This is a genomic window from Bacillus nakamurai, assembly GCF_001584325.1.
Taxonomy (GTDB): domain Bacteria; phylum Bacillota; class Bacilli; order Bacillales; family Bacillaceae; genus Bacillus; species Bacillus nakamurai.
In genome coordinates this window covers 115,155-131,584 of the sequence record NZ_LSAZ01000041.1, presented here as the reverse complement: position 1 = coordinate 131,584, position 16,430 = coordinate 115,155, and the positions used below count along the sequence as shown (strand labels likewise).

General features: G+C 45.4%; 14 protein-coding genes and 1 pseudogene. 2 read left to right on the top strand and 13 right to left on the bottom strand.

The genetic code is table 11. The annotated features are described in order from the left end of the window. Position 1: 1 nt before the first annotated feature. The 10 genes and pseudogenes from murD to AXI59_RS15795 form a co-directional block, all read right to left on the bottom strand. Positions 2–1,357 carry a UDP-N-acetylmuramoyl-L-alanine--D-glutamate ligase gene (gene murD, locus AXI59_RS15840; protein WP_061528695.1) on the bottom strand — a complete coding sequence of 452 codons (1,356 nt, stop codon included), beginning with the start codon at positions 1,355–1,357 and terminating at the stop codon, positions 2–4. Next, positions 1,358–2,332 (bottom strand): phospho-N-acetylmuramoyl-pentapeptide-transferase, encoded by a 975-nt coding sequence (gene mraY / locus AXI59_RS15835; protein ID WP_061520429.1) that lies wholly within the window; start codon positions 2,330–2,332, stop codon positions 1,358–1,360. Between the two features lie 114 nt (positions 2,333–2,446). Continuing rightward, complete coding sequence (locus AXI59_RS15830) at positions 2,447–3,919, bottom strand: UDP-N-acetylmuramoyl-L-alanyl-D-glutamate--2,6-diaminopimelate ligase (RefSeq protein ID WP_061520428.1); 1,473 nt, start codon at positions 3,917–3,919, stop codon at positions 2,447–2,449. A gap of 124 nt (positions 3,920–4,043) precedes the next feature. Next, positions 4,044–6,033 (bottom strand): annotated as a pseudogene (locus tag AXI59_RS15825) (stage V sporulation protein D). Between the two features lie 110 nt (positions 6,034–6,143). Further along, positions 6,144–8,273, bottom strand: a complete 2,130-nt coding sequence (gene pbpB, locus AXI59_RS15820) for a penicillin-binding protein 2B (RefSeq protein WP_061528693.1) — start codon at positions 8,271–8,273, stop codon at positions 6,144–6,146. Between the two features lie 6 nt (positions 8,274–8,279). Next, the gene (ftsL, locus tag AXI59_RS15815; protein ID WP_061528692.1) at positions 8,280–8,633 is read right to left on the bottom strand and encodes a cell division protein FtsL; all 354 of its coding nucleotides are present in this window, start codon (positions 8,631–8,633) and stop codon (positions 8,280–8,282) included. 39 nt (positions 8,634–8,672) lie between these two features. Next, a complete protein-coding gene (gene rsmH, locus AXI59_RS15810) occupies positions 8,673–9,608 on the bottom strand; it encodes a 16S rRNA (cytosine(1402)-N(4))-methyltransferase RsmH (RefSeq protein ID WP_061520424.1) in 936 nt (311 codons plus the stop codon). A gap of 71 nt (positions 9,609–9,679) precedes the next feature. Continuing rightward, the gene (mraZ, locus tag AXI59_RS15805; RefSeq protein ID WP_061520423.1) at positions 9,680–10,111 is read right to left on the bottom strand and encodes a division/cell wall cluster transcriptional repressor MraZ; all 432 of its coding nucleotides are present in this window, start codon (positions 10,109–10,111) and stop codon (positions 9,680–9,682) included. Between the two features lie 125 nt (positions 10,112–10,236). Beyond that, positions 10,237–11,856, bottom strand: a complete 1,620-nt coding sequence (gene bshC / locus AXI59_RS15800) for a bacillithiol biosynthesis cysteine-adding enzyme BshC (protein ID WP_061528691.1) — start codon at positions 11,854–11,856, stop codon at positions 10,237–10,239. Positions 11,857–11,942: 86 nt separating this feature from the next. Then, positions 11,943–12,824, bottom strand: coding sequence for a 2-dehydropantoate 2-reductase (locus tag AXI59_RS15795; protein WP_061528690.1), 882 nt, complete (start codon positions 12,822–12,824; stop codon positions 11,943–11,945). A 160-nt stretch (positions 12,825–12,984) separates the two neighbouring features. On the opposite strand from AXI59_RS15795, the gene AXI59_RS15790 reads away from it, so the two are divergent. Then, complete coding sequence (locus AXI59_RS15790; protein WP_061528689.1) at positions 12,985–13,467, top strand: N-acetyltransferase; 483 nt, start codon at positions 12,985–12,987, stop codon at positions 13,465–13,467. 40 nt (positions 13,468–13,507) lie between these two features. Here the strand turns inward: AXI59_RS15790 and gerR are convergent, their stop codons facing one another. From gerR to AXI59_RS15780, 3 genes are all read right to left on the bottom strand, one after another. Next, positions 13,508–14,089, bottom strand: coding sequence for a sporulation-specific transcriptional regulator GerR (gerR, locus tag AXI59_RS15785; RefSeq protein WP_061528688.1), 582 nt, complete (start codon positions 14,087–14,089; stop codon positions 13,508–13,510). Between the two features lie 153 nt (positions 14,090–14,242). Next, on the bottom strand, positions 14,243–14,422 hold the full coding sequence (gene rpmF / locus AXI59_RS19515) for a 50S ribosomal protein L32 (protein ID WP_003154457.1): 180 nt from the start codon (positions 14,420–14,422) through the stop codon (positions 14,243–14,245). 21 nt (positions 14,423–14,443) lie between these two features. Next, positions 14,444–14,962: a YceD family protein gene (locus tag AXI59_RS15780; protein ID WP_061520418.1), complete on the bottom strand. Its 519-nt coding sequence runs from the start codon at positions 14,960–14,962 to the stop codon at positions 14,444–14,446. A 207-nt stretch (positions 14,963–15,169) separates the two neighbouring features. Between AXI59_RS15780 and AXI59_RS15775 the strand changes: the two genes are divergently transcribed. Beyond that, a complete protein-coding gene (locus tag AXI59_RS15775; protein ID WP_061528861.1) occupies positions 15,170–16,417 on the top strand; it encodes a nucleotidyltransferase in 1,248 nt (415 codons plus the stop codon). Positions 16,418–16,430: the final 13 nt, after the last annotated feature.

Below are 16,430 nucleotides of genomic sequence, written 5' to 3'. Positions count from 1 at the left end.
CTTACTTAAGCATATGCACGGCATCTATAAACATGTCACCGCGTTCTTCAAATGTTTTAAACTGATCCCAGCTTGCACACGCAGGTGACAAGAGGATGACGTCACCTTCATTTGAGAGCGCAAACGCCGCAGATACTGCTTGTTCAACATTATCGACACGTTTGACATGTTGTATTCCCAGCTCGGTGCCCAGTTTTACAAGCTTTGGCGCTGTCTGTCCGAACGTAAGGATCGCTTTGACATGTTCCATATACGGTTTTAGTTCATCAAAGCCGTTGCCGCGGTCAAGTCCGCCGGCAAGCAGAATTACCGGACCTTTAAACGCAGAAAGCGCTTTGCTCGTTGCTAAAATATTCGTCGCTTTGCTGTCGTTATAAAATTTACGTTCTTGAATCGTTGTCACATATTGAAGACGGTGCTTCACTCCCGTAAAGCTTGTCAACACCTTTTGAATCGCTTCATTTGATGCGCCCGCCGTTTTCGCGGCGGCGACGGCGGCCAGAATATTTTCTAAATTATGCGCGCCGGGCAGGACGATGTCATCTATAGGAAGAATCGCTTCATCGTTAAACATCAGCATTCCGTCTTTTATGAATGCGCCGCTTGAGAGCGGATGATGAACTGAAAACGGAACCTTGCCGGCTTTGCCCGATTCCGCAAGCCGCACCACTGTTTCATCGTTTTGATTGACGATGGCCGTATCGCTTTCAAGCTGGTGAAGATACACCTTCTGCTTGGCCTTCTCGTAATTTTCACGGCTGTGGTGATAATCTAAATGGGCGTCAAATATGTTTAAAATCAGGCTGATTTCAGGTCTGAACGCATGCGTCCCCATAAGCTGAAAGGAAGAAAGCTCCGTGACGATCCATTCATCTCCGTCAGCGTGATATGCCACCTCACTGGCGACGGTGCCGATATTGCCTGCAATCAGCGCTTTTTGAGAATCAGCCTTCAGCATTTCATAAATGAGCGTTGTTGTTGTTGTTTTGCCGTTCGAGCCTGTGATGCCGATGAATTTTGCGTTTGTTATATAATATGCAAGCTCAATTTCCGTCCAGACCGGGATGCCTCTTTTTTGCGCTTCCTGCACCATAATATTTTCATAAGGAATCCCCGGGTTTTTGATCAAAATAGTAATGTCATGCTGATCAAAAAGTGACGTCGGGTGCTCTCCGCAGATGACTTCGATCCCTCTGGCAGAAAGCTTTTGGGCGGGTTCGTTTTCTTCAAAGGCTTTCTGATCGTTAACGACGACGTTAATGCCTTTTTCTTGAAGAATTGACGCTGCCGCATACCCGCTTTTTGCCAGTCCGAGGACTAGAAAGTTTTGTTTTTGCAAAAAAAGTTCTTTTTCCACTTATAACCACACCTCGATGTAAATTCCTAAAACGGCAAGCAACAGTCCCGCAGTCCAAAATGTCACGACGACTCTCCATTCAGACCACCCGACCAGTTCGTAATGGTGATGAAGCGGACTCATTTTAAAGATTCGTTTTCCTGTCGTTTTAAAGCTGATAACTTGTAAGATAACAGATAAGGTCTCAATCACAAATACTCCGCCGATAATGACAAGCAGAATTTCAAGTTTTGTCAAAATGGCAACCGTCACGATCGCTCCGCCAAGCGCAAGCGAGCCGGTATCCCCCATGAATACTTTGGCGGGATGCGCGTTAAATACAAGGAAACCGAGAACAGCGCCGACAACGGCAACTGAGAAAATCGCAACATCATATTGTGATTGGTTCCACGCCAAAATAGCAAAAGCGCCAAACGCGATAGCCGCAGTTCCAGACAGCAAGCCGTCAAGACCGTCCGTCAGGTTGACGGCATTCGAGCCTCCGACAAGCATAAAGAGTACGAGAATAAAGTATCCCCAGCCGAGATCGATTGATAGATGAGTGCCCGGCACCCGGATGTCGGTTGCAAAATGGCAATAATGATATACTCCATAAAATATGATAGCGATAATGATCTGACCGATCAGTTTCTGCTTGGACGTTAATCCCAGATTCCGTTTCATGACAACTTTAATATAGTCATCTAAAAAGCCGAGAAGCCCGTAGCCGATTGTGACAAACAGCAGAAGAAACATTTCCGGGCTTAATTCCGAAAATTTCTGCGTCATAACAATAGCCGTAATGGCGATTGATACAATGATCATGACCCCGCCCATCGTCGGCGTCCCTGATTTTTTCATATGTGATTTCGGCCCTTCTTCTCTAATACTCTGGCCGAATTTTAACCGTCTTAAAAACGGGATAAGAATCGGAGATATCAGAACACTGATTAAAAATCCCATTATAATTGTAAATAAAATCACTTGCTCAAGCATTGCTCTTTTCTCCTCCCGTTTCGTTCAAACGACATACGTATTTATCATATTCGCATTGTTTCCCCGTATGTGAAATTCTTTTCAATTCCCTCATTCATAACACTCTTTCCTGTTTTACTTTTTATTCAGCTCCACGATAGCTTTCCCCGCTACTTCGGCATCATCAAAGTCAAATGTTTCAGTGCCGATTTGCTGATAGGTTTCATGCCCTTTGCCGGCGATCAGCACGACATCTCCCTTTTTCGCATTGGCAATGGCGAAAAAGATTGCCTGCTCTCGGTTTGCGATACTGTGATAGTAGCAGCCTTCGACTCCTCTTTCCATATCTCTTAATATAGCCAGCGGGTCCTCGCTTCTCGGGTTATCTGAGGTGAAAATCGGTTCATCGGCGATACGCACCGCGATTTCCGCCATTTTCGGGCGTTTCGTTTTGTCTCTGTCACCGCCGCAGCCGACGACGACGAATAGCTTGCCCTCGGTCATGTCTTTACAGGTATTCAGAACGTTTTCAAGACTGTCAGGCGTGTGCGCGTAATCGACAACAACAGGAAACGGCTGATCCTTATTCACCAATTCGAAACGCCCTCTGACGCCTTGTAATTCTTCAAGCGCGCTTGTGATCGTTTCAAAAGGAAGGTCTGCGGCAATCGCCGTCGCAGCTGCTGCCAGCACATTATACACGTTGAACTGACCGACGAGAGAAACCGTAATATGTTTCGTTCCTTTTGGCGTTATAAGCTCAAAGCTTGTGCCTTGCGCGGAAATTTCAATATGTTTCGCCATCACATCGGCATCGTTTTTAATTCCGTATGTAAGGATATGCGCCGCCGTTGCTTTTTCAAAATATGCACTCGCCTCATCATCAGCGTTTAAAACGGCGCGCTTCGGCTTCTCATGGTTAAAGGCGCCGCCCAGCTGGGAGAACAGAAGGCTTTTTGCCTGCCTGTATTCATCCATCGTTTTGTGATAGTCCAGATGGTCTTGGGTCAGATTCGTAAACACGGCGATATCATAATCGCAGCCGTGCACCCTTCCCAATGAAAGAGCGTGCGACGATACTTCCATAATGGCTGTGTCGACATGCTCATCATTCATTTTTTTGAATGTCTTTTGAAGCGTGACGCTTTCCGGCGTTGTGTTTTTTACCGGGAATGTCTCATCGCCGATTTTAATGTACATGGTGCCGATTAAGCCTGTCTGTCTCCCTGCTTTTTTGAACACCTCATCCACCATATGTGTCGTCGATGTTTTGCCGTTTGTGCCCGTGATGCCGATGAGCTGAAGCTGTTTCGTCGGCTGACCGTAAAAGGCGTCTGACAGGACACTGAGCGCGCGCTGTGAGCGGCGGACAATAATAACTGGGACACTGACGTCAAGCTCTCTTTCAGCGACAATGGCAGCTGCTCCGTTTTCTTCAGCTTTTTGCGCAAAATCATGCCCGTCTACCGTGTACCCTTTTATACATACAAAAAGACTCCCTTTTCTCACTTCCCTGGAGTCCATCTCGATTGAAGTTATATCAGGGTCATGAAAGTCATTTTGAACAGGTTCGGTCATTAAATATGTAAGCAGCTTTGTAAGTTTCATTGTATCAAACCTCTCAGAAATTCTATTCATTCTTTTATCATGATAACCGTTTATGAAAGTCAGAACGGTTTTTAAACATACAGTTCATATTTTAGCGTAAAAAAAAGGATACATCCAGTTAATCTTAAAAGTTATCTTCTTTTTTTCTCTTTATGATAAAAGGCAGCCGAAAACAATCGGCTGCCTCATCAGACTCAATCTTCACTCAAATAAACCCGGATCTTTGAGCCTTCTTTTACTTTCGTTCCGGCTGCAGGTGATTGTTTGACAATTTTGCTTCCTTTTCCTGAGGAGTCTATATTCAAATTGACAAGCAGCGACTCAAGATCAGAGACAGACATCCCTACAACATTCGGAACCTCTATTGTTTTTGTGTCGGGCCATTGATATTTTTTCTCGATTTGATTTTTTCTCGGTTTAATGCCGAGCTCCGGCAGGCTGTCTCTCATAATGTTTCCGACGATCGGCGCGGCGACGGTTCCGCCGAATTGAATCGTGCCTTTCGGGTTATCAACTGCAACGTAAACGACAAGGCTCGGGTCGTCAGCCGGCGCAAAGCCGATAAACGACACAATGTGGTTGTTCTCAAGATATTTTCCGTCTTTTACCTTTTGTGCCGTACCTGTTTTGCCGCCGACACGATATCCTTCCACAAAGGCATTCCGCCCCGTTCCTTGGGCGACGACGCTTTCTAAAGCGAATCTGATCTGTTTTGACGTTTCCTGGGAAATAACTTGCCTTTTCGCAATCGGTGATTGTTTTTTAACCGTTTTTTTCGTGACGGGGTCAACCCATTCTTTCGCGATAAACGGCGTGTAAAGCGTCCCGCCGTTTATCGCTGCAGATACAGCAGCTACCTGCTGAATCGGCGTGACGGATACCCCCTGTCCGAAGGCGGTTGTTGCCTGCTCGACCGGTCCGACTCTGTCAAGCGGGAACAAAATCCCCGTTCCTTCCCCTTGCAGATCAATGCCGGTTTTTTTCCCAAAGCCGAAGTCCTTTATATATTTAAACAGCTTTTCCTTTCCAAGCCGCTCCCCAAGCTGTACGAACCCCGGGTTACAGGAATTTTGGACGACTTCGAGAAAGGACTGCGAGCCGTGGCCGCCTTTTTTCCAGCATCTGAGGCGGGCGCCGTCCACCTCGGCAAACCCCTTGTCATAAAACTGATCTCTTTGCAAATTCACTTTGTGCTCTTCAAGGGCGGCTGCCAATGTAATAATTTTAAAGGTTGAACCCGGTTCATACGTGCTCCATACCGGCAAGTTTCGGTTGTACACGGACGGTTCCACTGATTGATAGTCAGCGGGATCAAAATCAGGTCTGCTTGACATTCCGAGAACTTCTCCGTTTTTCGGGTTCATGGCGACCGCAATCATTCCGTCCGGATTGTACTTCGCCGCCGCATTGTCGAGCTCTCTTTCTATAATAGTTTGAACCTTGGCGTCAATTGTCAGTTTCATATCGAGGCCATCCTTCGGCGGTGTATAGTCATCAGCTTCGTCCGGCATTTTTTTCCCTTTGGCATCTGTGTAAAACTTCACCGATCCTTTTACGCCTTTTAAATCATCGTCATAATAGGCTTCCAGCCCGAGAAGGCCCTGGTTATCAATACCGGCAAAGCCGAGAACATGTGATAAAAAGCTGCCGTACGGATAGTGGCGGATACTGTCTTCTGCCACATAGACCCCCTTTAAATCAAGCGCTTTGATTTCTTTTGCTTTTTTATTTGAAATCTTCCGGCCTTCGGGTGAAATTTTTTCAATGGAAGTTTTCTTTGTAATGTGCTTATAGACTTTTTCTTCCGACATATTTAAGACTGATGCGAGCAGCTTGCCCGTTTTGATTGGATTTTGGATTTGACGCGGCACGACAAATACAGTCGGCGCACTTTTATTTGTGGCCAGTTTGACGCCGTTCCGGTCAAGAATTTCCCCCCGCTCCGGTTCAAAGGGCAAATTCCGGCTCCAGGAATCTTTAGCAAGCGAGGTAAGCTTTTCTCCCATAATAAATTGGACATAGCCTAATCTAGTATCAATGATCAGAAAAATGATCACGCCAAAAAGCAAAACAAATAATAAACGTTTCCGAACCGTTACATTTGAGACGCGCAAGGGACCGTTCACTCCTTATTTAGGCTTGTTTACAATTTATGCCTGAGCTTGGTCACTTAGAACGGCGTATCAAAAAAGAAGCCCGCAGCATCTGCGGACTTTCTTTCTCTTTAATCAGGATTTTTGAATTTCACCTTAATTACGGTGTTTTCTTTTAATTCTTTTCCTTTTTTCACACTCTGGCTTACAGCGTACCCCTCACCGCTCACATCAATATGAATGCCTGATATTTTACTGAACTGGAGCACTTCCCGCCTCGACCAGCCGGACATATCCGGCATGATTATCTTTCCGTCTGTTTTTAAGAAGATCTTCTGTTTTGTGATGATGTCTTCCCCGGCTTCAGGATATTGCTCTTTAACGGCAACATCGCTGCCGATGACAATCGGCGTAAGGTTTTCGCTTTTGGCTTCCTTCTCCGCACTTGTTAGCGTTTGGTCTGTCAGATCAGGCATCTTCTGAGTTTTCGTTTCTTCTTTATTCGAATCAGACGAGTCAGTCGGGTCGATATTCAAGTAGTGCAGGCTGTTTTTCATCGTCGGGTTAAAGATCTCTGCAACAGGATCCGAGCTGCTTTGTCCCGCCTTTAATTGCGGCTGCTGCACGGCTACATAGATGACAAGCTTAGGATCTTTTTTCGGGGCCATGCCCATGAACGAAAACACATAATTGCTCGTTCCTTTTAAGTATCCGCCCGTTCCGGCAATTTGCGCAGTTCCGGTTTTTCCTGCCACATCAAAACCTTCAATTTTATAAGGCTTCCCGGTTCCGATATCTGAAGTGACGACCTCCCCCAGCAGATTCCGGACCTTTTTGGCCGTCTCGGCTGAAATCGGCGTACCTACTTGTTCAGGCTTAGTCTGCTTGACAACTTTTTTCGTATCCGGGTCCACAATATGATCAATGACGTAAGGCTTCATCATTTTGCCGTTATTTGCAATCGCCGTCACCGCTTGAAGCTGCTGAATCGGCGTTATTGCGGATGCTTGGCCGTATGCCGTAGACGCCTTGTCAAAATCATATTTAAAATTAATTTTACTTGACCCTTCTCCCGGCAGATCAACGCCAGTTTTTTGATAGAATCCGAACTTATGCAAATACTCATTAAATCGGTCAAAGCCGAGCTTTTCATTTGCCAGCTTGGCGAAGGCAACATTTGACGATCTCATGAGCCCGTCATGGAAACTTGTCATGCCCCAGCCAGCCCCATTATTCCAATCTCTTACTGTACCGCCGCCAACCTTATACGTTCCTGATTTATATTCCTCATTTGCATTAAATACGTTTTCCTGAATCGCTGCAGCGAGCGTAAAGATTTTCATCGTCGAACCCGGTTCATACGAGTAAGAGACTAGGTCGTTGTAATAATTGGTGACATTTCTTATATTCGGATCAAAACTCGGGCGCTGCCCCATCGCGAGCACCTTTCCGGTTTTCGGTTCTACGACAGCAGCCATGATTTTTTTCGGTTTATATTTTTCCGCCGCTTTTGTCATACTGTCTTCTAAAAAGGTTTGAATTTTCTGATCAATGGTTAAATATACATTGTCACCATTTTTAGGTGCAGTGATTTTCTCTTTGCTGTTCGGAAGCCTCCAGCCGGATTTATCACTTTCATATGTGACAGAACCGTCGTGCTCCGTTAAAAAGTTGTTAAGTATTTTTTCAAGCCCTAATGAACCTTGAATTTGGTTTGTTTTCTGGTCGACATCGGCATAGCCGAGAACATTTGACAAAAATACGCCGTTCGGGTAGTAGCGTTTCGTATCTCTCAAGAAAGAAATGCCCGGGAGATTCATTTTTTCGATCTTTTGTTTTTTCGCATACGAGATGTCCCGGCCGGCTGATCCGAATTCTACCTGTTTCGCGCCATCCCTGTTTAAAATATCAAGAATCTCGCTTTTGTCCATGTCAATGACCGTGGACAGTTCTTCCGCTGTTTTCTCTTTATCCTTGACATACTGAGGCTTCATCTTTTTATCAAGTACGGCAATGAGCTTATAAGTGGCCGTATCTTCAGCCAGCACTTTGCCTTTCCGGTCGAGAATAGAGCCGCGGCTCGCTTCAATCGTCCGTTTCTTTTCATGCTGCTCGGTCGCTTTTGTCGCAAGTGCCTCTCCGTTCGCTTTTCCAGTTATTTGAATGTACGCCATTCTTCCGAGAATGACAAAGAAAAAGAGAGCGAAACAAATACTGAGTATCGCTGCTCCTCTGTTCATAAACTTATTTTTTTTCGGCATGGGTTATCATTCCTGTATGTTTTTCACTTTTTTGTCTTTCAAATTCAAGCCGTGTTTTTTTGCGATATCCATCATTCGCTGAGGCTTGCTTAGGTCACCTGCCGTTTTTTCGAGGTCACCGATCTGCTTTTTTTGCTCAGAAATTTGCTCCTCCAGTTTTTGCACTTCAATATTTGATTGATATGCCGCGTATGCTTTGGACACGATAAAAATTGATGTGCTCAGCACGGCAATCGCAAACAGGACGAGCAGCACCTTTTCTCCGAGTGTAATGGAAGCCCTCTTTTTGACAATCACCTTTTTTTCGGGACTTATCACTTGCCGCTGTTGTTTTTCTTGCTGGTAAGCTAAATTGCTCATAGGCTGATGACCTCCTTTAATGTTGTCATTTGCTGCCCGTTATTTCCGTTTTTCAGCAATACGGAGTTTAGCTGATCGGGCGCGGTTATTTTCCTTAAGTTCCTCTTTTGACGCCGTAATGGGCTTTCTCGTAATGAGTTTTAATTCAGGCTCAAATTCTTCCGGTATAACAGGAAGGCCCGGCGGCAGTTCAGGAAGTGATGATTTCTCCTTAAATGTCGTCTTGCACATTCTGTCCTCCAGCGAGTGAAAGGTGATTACAGATACCCTTCCGCCCGGCTTCAGCACCTCTATCGCTTGCAAGAGGGCCTCTTCAAATACTTTAAGCTCATCGTTTACGGCGATTCGAATCGCTTGAAATACGCGTTTCGCCGGATGTCCCCCGCTTCTTCTTGCCGGAGCCGGTATCGCGTCCTTTATTAGATCGACCAGTTGGCCGGTTGTTTGAATAGGCGATTTTAATCTTGCCTCTTCAATTTTTCTGGCGATTTGCTTGCTGAACTTTTCTTCTCCGTATTTAAAGAAAATCCGCACAAGGTCCTCATACCGCCATTCGTTTACGACCTCTTTTGCCGTAAGGGCGGCCGACTGGTCCATCCTCATGTCCAGCGGTGCGTCATGATGATAGCTGAATCCCCGTTCCGGCGTATCAAGCTGCGGAGAGGAAACTCCTAAATCAAATAAAATTCCGTCGACGCTCGTAATGCCGTGTTCATGTAAACATTCTTTTAAATAACGAAAGTTGCTTTTCACAAGAATAAGCTGTCCTTTATAATCGGACAATGTTTCCTTTGCGTTCTCCAGCGCCGTGTCATCTTGGTCAAAAGCGACTAACCGCCCTTTTTCCGATAACTGCTGTAATAAATATGTACTGTGCCCGGCGCCTCCAAGGGTGCAGTCTACATAGGTTCCGTCCGGTTTGATATTTAAACCGTCGACGGTTTCTCGAAGAAGTACTGTTTTATGCTGAAACATTTGTGTCGGTCCCACCTTTTATCAGGATGAATTGAATTGTCAGTTGTTAGTGTGTGATGCACGAAGATCCATTATATATCAAATCCAATCATGTTTTCAGCAATTTCAGCGAATGAATCTTCTTGCTCTTCTGTGTATTGTTCCCATATTACCTTACTCCACAATTCAATTCGATTGGAAACCCCGATGACAACACATTCTTTTTCCAGTTTTGCATAGTTCAGAAGAGATGACGCAATATTAATCCTTCCTTGCTTGTCCAGGTCGCATTCGGTCGCCCCGGAAAAAAAGAAACGGGTAAATGCGCGGGCGTCTTTTTTGGTGAGAGGAAGAGCCTTCAGTTTTTCTTCTATCAGCTTCCATTCATGCATGGGATAGCCGAAAAGGCATTGGTCAAGCCCTCTGGTCAGCACAAACTGCTCACCCAGGCCTTCTCTGAATTTTGCGGGAACGATCATGCGGCCCTTTGCATCGATTGTATGCTGGTATTCACCCATAAACATGATAAGGACCCCCACTTTCTCCCCTCAGCTCACCACTATCCGCCACTTCTCTCCACACCCTCATTTTACACTGTTTACACATAAAAAAAAACCCTGAACTATTCAGGGTTCATTAAAACTTTGTTTCAAAGTTTGACAATTTGATGTTGGTTTTGAAAAGAAAATGGCAGATGCTTGAAGGTTGTGAAGAATTTTGGACCGTACCGGTTAAGATAATACATCAAATTCCAAATCCGCTCCTGCGGCGCACCCAGCGGTTTGATGCTATTTTGTATTCTTTCATAGTCACGCAGCACGAATCCTTCTTTTTCTTCAATTCGTTTTGTCACCGTCCGTTCTAAAAACGTGAGCTGATCTTGAATGAAAGCGGCATTTTTCTCTAAAAGCGGCTCCAGGCTTGAATCGACTTTAAGCGCTTGTTGTCTGGCAGACTTGTGGATGGCTTCGATCTGCGCCTTGGCTTGCTCCATCACAGCCGTAAACTCTTCCGGGATTTGCGCCTCAAAATAAGTATCCTTAAAACGATCAGTCCCGCCTTCGATTGCTTCCTTAAGCGGAATATTCCGTTCTTCCAGCTTCTTTTCAATATGGCGTTCAAGAATCGTAATATTGAGCCTCGGCACAACCGGAGTCATCTTTAAGCCCATCAATGAAAATGCCTGTTTCAGCTCGCCCCAATAATTGACTTCACCGGGACCTGCGATAAACGCGAGGGTCGGGATGAGAAACTCCTGCATGAGCGGTCTTGTCACGACATTATTGCTGAAGCATTCCGGTTTCTCTTCCATATGGGTATGGAGCTCATCTTTTGTCCACTTCAGGTCAAGCTCTTTAATGACAAAAACGCCGTTTTCTTTTTCAACTAAAAAGCGTTCGCCTTCGTACTCGTAAAACAGATTCGCCTGTTCTTTTCCCGATTCAATAATCGGATTGTAGCCAGCCCCGCGCATGATTTGCTGCTGGTTTGATACTGCGTCCGCCAATTCATCATTGTGCTTTAATATGTGCTGAAACATCGCCGTTTCCAGCTTTTTAATGCCCGGATCTCCTGAATTGACAAGAATAAGCCCTTCTTCTTGAAAAAGATCGGCAATTAAGAGCTCAAAAAAGTCCGTGAAGGTCTCTGATAAGCGTAAACATCGGTTCACGTGCTCAAGGAGAGCGTTTGTGTGATCTGTTTCTTCAAACGAGGCGAACACGTCATCGATCCACGCCGCGCATTTTTCTTGATCGAGCACGGTTTTAGCCGCCGACGTTTTTTTCCAGTAGGATTGCGGCAGCTTACATTTAACGGGGCCCTTTTCGTCTGATGAAGTATGAACATAATTGATTTCTTCCAGATCGTGATCTTCACCCGCCACCCAGAAAATCGGGGCGACAGGAACTTGCAAAGCTTCTTCCTGCTGTTTGGCAAGTACGATAATGGAGATAATTTTATGTATGGTGTAAAGAGGCCCTGTTAAAAGACCGGCCTGCTGTCCGCCTACTACAGCGGCGCTTGACGGATCTCTTAATTTTTCGATGGATGCCTGCATGGCTTCGGAGTGAAATTTTTCGTGATATGAGGATAGATAATCCGCTAATTCCTCTCTGGCAAACGACCGTGCGGACAGATCCTGAAGCCTCTTTTGCCATACGCCCTCAGAATGAATATCATAATCAAAAAATGAAGACATGTTTTCTCCATCTATATAATGCTGTACAAACTTGTTTTGACTTTTGATGGAAAGTTCAGTTAGCTGCATCTGTCTGGAACTTCCTTTCTCCAATAAATAGTTAGGTTTCCGAAATGAGTATAGCATGTTACCCGGAAACCTCAAAAGACTTTGTTTCAGTTTCCTTCTAACGCTTTTATGCTGCCGTATAAAAACGGCAAATGAACAGCTTTCAACCCGCGGTTCCCGGCTTCTTTTACAAGATAACCGATAATGGCATCGGCCTCTGTCTGCCTTCCCGCCATCACATCGACAAGCATGGAAGAGTGATTATTTTTCGTTTGCCTGCAAACCCCGCATACCCGATTCCACGCTTCGTCACTGTCGTCAAGGCGTAAAATCGCCTCCGCTTCTTCAAATACCTTTCTCATATATTCTTTGTAAGCAGCACACGATAACAGCTCTCCATTTTTCACGCGCAATAATGCGGTTAACGGGTTGATGCATACATTAATGATCAGTTTTCCCGTTAACAGCCGATACCAGTCGGTTTCATAATAAACGGGAAAATCCGAATGCATGCCGCAAAAGATGTTTTCGAGGGCTTCCGGCCGCGAGCCGCGGAACGTGCTCCATTTTACCGCACCGATTCCGGTATGTTCAACGGCTGTATCTGATTTTCTTACAGCTCCGTGTTCCACCGTGCCGACATAAAGCGAATGGTCCGTGTGCCAATGTTCTATATCGTGTATATGCCCCATGCCGTTTTGCAAAAACAAAACATTTGTCGCTTTTATGTTCATTAGGCTCGGTAAAACGCCGCTGAGCTGATGCTGTTTAACGGTTACGATCAGAAGATCATATCCGGAAGCAACGCCTGCCGCAGCTCCGCACTCGGCATTGAACTCTTTTCCGTCTTTCACCAAGCGGATGCCGCGGGCATTTATGGCGTCCGTCTGCTCCTGACGCCTCGTGAAGACCGTTACATGATGTCTTAACGATAAGTAATAAGCACACAGCAGGCCCACCGCTCCGCCGCCGATAATTCCGATTTTCACACTTTCACACCCTATATCTGCATTTTTCCATATTATCATAGCAGAACCCGGGGCAAATTACTTCAATTTCGTTTCAGCGCAAGTATGATAAGCATCTTATAGTTGGAATTTTCAATTAAAGCGTTTACAATAATGGTAGAACACAACAAAGGGGGAGCTTGTGTTGAAAATAGAGCGATTGCTCATCAACTTTAAAACACTTGAAGAATTTAAAAGGTTCAAGGAATACGGGATGCAGGAGCTGTCGATGCTTGAGGAGCTTCAGGAGAACATCATTGAAAATGACAGCACCTCGCCATTTTACGGGATTTACTTCGGGGATAAACTAGTGGCGCGAATGAGTTTATATCAGGTAAACGGCAGCACGAATCCGTATTTTGACCAGCGTCAGGACTTTTTAGAGCTTTGGAAGCTTGAAGTTCTTCCGGGCTACCAAAAAAACGGCTACGGCACGGCGCTCGTTGACTTCGCCAAATCATTCAGAATGCCGATCAGAACAAATTCGCGTATGAAATCGGCGGATTTCTGGGATAAAATGAATTTCGAGCCTGTCAAATATGATATGGCGCGAGACAAAGGAGAAAATCCTTACATTTGGCATCCTGATATGGACGGCGAAATGACATCAGGGGAATCAGCATAATAAAAAACCGGCCGGGACACTGCCCTCAGGCCGGTTCACTTTATATGCCCTGCGCCGATTTTTTATGTCTTTCATCCTCTTTTGAATCCACCATTCTCCTCGCTCTGTCCATAATGTCAATCAAAGCTTTATAATCCTCTTCCGTCATCTCCAGCCTGTTTCTCAAGGTTTCATTTTCCTCGCGCAAATCCTCTACCTCTTTTTGCAGCGCGCTCAGCTGCGCCGAGAGCTTTTCTTTTTCATGATGGACATCCTCGGCAGCCGGTGACTCTTTAAATTGCTGAAGAAACGCAATGACATCATCAATGGATAACTCTCTTTCTCCTTCCGCCCGGCGGACCGGAGATTGTTTAACGGCGCCCGGCAGATTGGCGGAGTGCACGCCGATTTGTTTTCTTAATTCTTTGCGCTGCTTTTTGGCAAGCTCTATGCCTGGCTGGTATTGCTTTCTAACATAAGAATTCCACCTGAACCCGCAGGCGGCAGCAGTTCTCGTCAAAGCTCTGCCGACTTCCTCAAAAGCGGAAAGCTGCGTCCCTCCTTCCCGAATGTGCCGCAGCACCACTTCGGCCAGCAGCAAATCTTCATCTTGTGTCCAGGCATCTTGTCTCGTTATGGTCAATCGTATCCCCCTCCATATTTGCTCGTTTACCTCATACATATGCCGCTGATAGATTAGATAGACTATTGCCGCTCACAATTTTTTCGCGCAGCCAAACGGAGGGAGAAAAAAAGAAAAGCGCAGGAATCAAATTCCCGCGCTTTTCTTCATACATTAATTGCTTTTAACATTTATGTCTTTGCCGTTGTATGATCCGCATGCTTTACATACACGGTGAGACAATTTCATCTCTCCGCATGACGGGCATTCTGTCATACCAGGTACATTTAGTTTGAAATGTGTACGGCGCAATCTTTTTTTCATTTTAGAAGTTCTTCTAAAAGGTACAGCCATTATTCCCACCTCCTTAAAGAGTTAAGATTCATCATCTTGTGTTAAGAGCTTTTTCAGATCCGCAAGTCTGGGGTCGATTTGATTTTGCTTGTCTTCCTCAGAAATCACTTGCCAATCTTTCCCCACTTGGGGAGCGGCTCCTTCTTTTTGTTCAGTTTCACAAAAGATTTGCATAGGAATTTCTAAAAGAATCTCTTCTTTTACGATCGGAGTTAAGTCGACAGTATCGTCTTCTGCAATATGAACGTCCTCATCTTCTATATCATCCGTCTTATGAAATCTAAACAGTTCTTTTGTCGCGATTGTAAATGGATACGGCACATCAACTAAAGTTCTTGAGCATGGCAAAATCATTTCGCCTGAAATTGTAAAGTCAAACGAAACCTGCTTGGATTCAATCTCCGCGCGGCCCTTCACCCTGACAGGGGAAATGCGGCGGATGTCAGAATTCAATTGTGTCATCTCATTTAACTCAACTGTTTCATCAAACTCAAAGCTCTTTTTAGCCATTTGATGAAGCTGATAAATCGTCCATTTCATTTGTATCACCTCAGGAAAGCAACAAACATGATTATAGCTTTTCAGAATGTTTTTGTCAATATTTTTTCTTTACAGCATAATGCCGCCGTTATGCAATCGTTGACAGCCGGATGGGCTATGCATACACTAAACGAAACGGACGCAAAATGCGTTTCTTTTGCAAATGTACCACACGAAGCAAAACATAGCAAGAAAGGCGGAAGATTTATGAAGGCAGTCGGACTGGTTGTTGAATATAATCCCTTTCATAACGGACACCGCTATCATGCCGAACAAGCAAAAATCAGCACTGGAAGCAGCGTGGCTGCGGCAGTGATGAGCGGTCATTTTTTGCAGCGCGGGGAACCGGCTGCCGTCTCAAAATGGGCACGAACCAAGATGGCGCTGGAAAACGGAGTGGACCTTGTCATTGAGCTCCCCTATATGTATGCCGTGCAAAAAGCGGAAATATTTGCGCGGGGAAGTGTTTCGCTTTTACACCAATTAGGCTGCAGCAGCTTGTTTTTCGGAAGCGAAAACGGGCGGATTGAACCTTTTATTGAGGCGGCCGAGTCATTCGGCCGGCAGGAAAAAAACTATAATATTATAGTAAAAGAAGAGCTCAAAAAAGGCGTCAGCTATCCCGCCGCAGCCTCAAAAGCATTTTCAGCCATTTTCAAAGATAATCATATGCTCGACTTGTCAAAGCCAAACAACATTCTCGGTTTCCACTATGTATCCGCGATACGAGCGGCCGGCTCTTCCATGAAGCCGCACACGACCGCCAGAATTTCCTCACAGTACCATGATGCCGAGCTGCCTGGCCCAAAAAGCCGGATAGCCAGTGCTACGAGCATCCGCAAGGCGCTGATAGAAAAAGGAACGGCGGCCGTCGAGGGCTTTCTCCCCGAAGCGTCTGCACAGGAGCTGAAGGCATATTACAAAACCTATGGATTATGGCACACCGCTGAAGACTATTTTTCATATGTAAAATACACCCTCAGCACGCTCTCCGCACAAGAGCTGAGCCAAATCTATGAAGTGGAAGAAGGGCTTGAGCATAGAATACTGCGGATCATCAGACAGGCGGGATCTTACCATGAGATGATGGAGCTTTTGAAAACAAAACGGTATACGTGGACGAGGCTCCAGCGCATGAACACGCACATATTGACACGAACCAAAAAAGAAGATATGCACAAGCTGCTGAAACCTTCTGCCGCCCCTTATATCAGACTGCTCGGAATGACAAAAAAAGGACAGGCTTATCTGGCCGGCAAGAAAAAAGAGCTTTCCGTACCGCTGGTGAGCAAGCTGTCTTCTTTTTCCCATCCCGCGCTTGAATTAGAAATAAAGGCGGGCCGGATTTACAGCCTGCCGATAAAGGAGCCGCTCAGAACCATGTTTGACAGGCAGGAATTTTCACAAGCTCCGATCCGCTATGATGAAGATGAAAAACGTTTTTTGAATTCATGAGAAAAGCACCTGA

Excerpts from the sequence above, each read along its gene's own strand:
- mraY (WP_061520429.1), bottom strand. The coding sequence starts at position 2,332 with ATGCTTGAGCAAGTGATTTTATTTACAATTATAATGGGATTTTTAATC.
- AXI59_RS15830 (WP_061520428.1), bottom strand. The coding sequence starts at position 3,919 with ATGAAACTTACAAAGCTGCTTACATATTTAATGACCGAACCTGTTCAA.
- pbpB (WP_061528693.1), bottom strand. The coding sequence starts at position 8,273 with ATGCCGAAAAAAAATAAGTTTATGAACAGAGGAGCAGCGATACTCAGT.
- ftsL (WP_061528692.1), bottom strand. The coding sequence starts at position 8,633 with ATGAGCAATTTAGCTTACCAGCAAGAAAAACAACAGCGGCAAGTGATA.
- rsmH (WP_061520424.1), bottom strand. The coding sequence starts at position 9,608 with ATGTTTCAGCATAAAACAGTACTTCTTCGAGAAACCGTCGACGGTTTA.
- mraZ (WP_061520423.1), bottom strand. The coding sequence starts at position 10,111 with ATGTTTATGGGTGAATACCAGCATACAATCGATGCAAAGGGCCGCATG.
- bshC (WP_061528691.1), bottom strand. The coding sequence starts at position 11,856 with ATGCAGCTAACTGAACTTTCCATCAAAAGTCAAAACAAGTTTGTACAG.
- rpmF (WP_003154457.1), bottom strand. The coding sequence starts at position 14,422 with ATGGCTGTACCTTTTAGAAGAACTTCTAAAATGAAAAAAAGATTGCGC.
- AXI59_RS15780 (WP_061520418.1), bottom strand. The coding sequence starts at position 14,962 with ATGAAATGGACGATTTATCAGCTTCATCAAATGGCTAAAAAGAGCTTT.
- AXI59_RS15775 (WP_061528861.1), top strand. The coding sequence starts at position 15,170 with ATGAAGGCAGTCGGACTGGTTGTTGAATATAATCCCTTTCATAACGGA.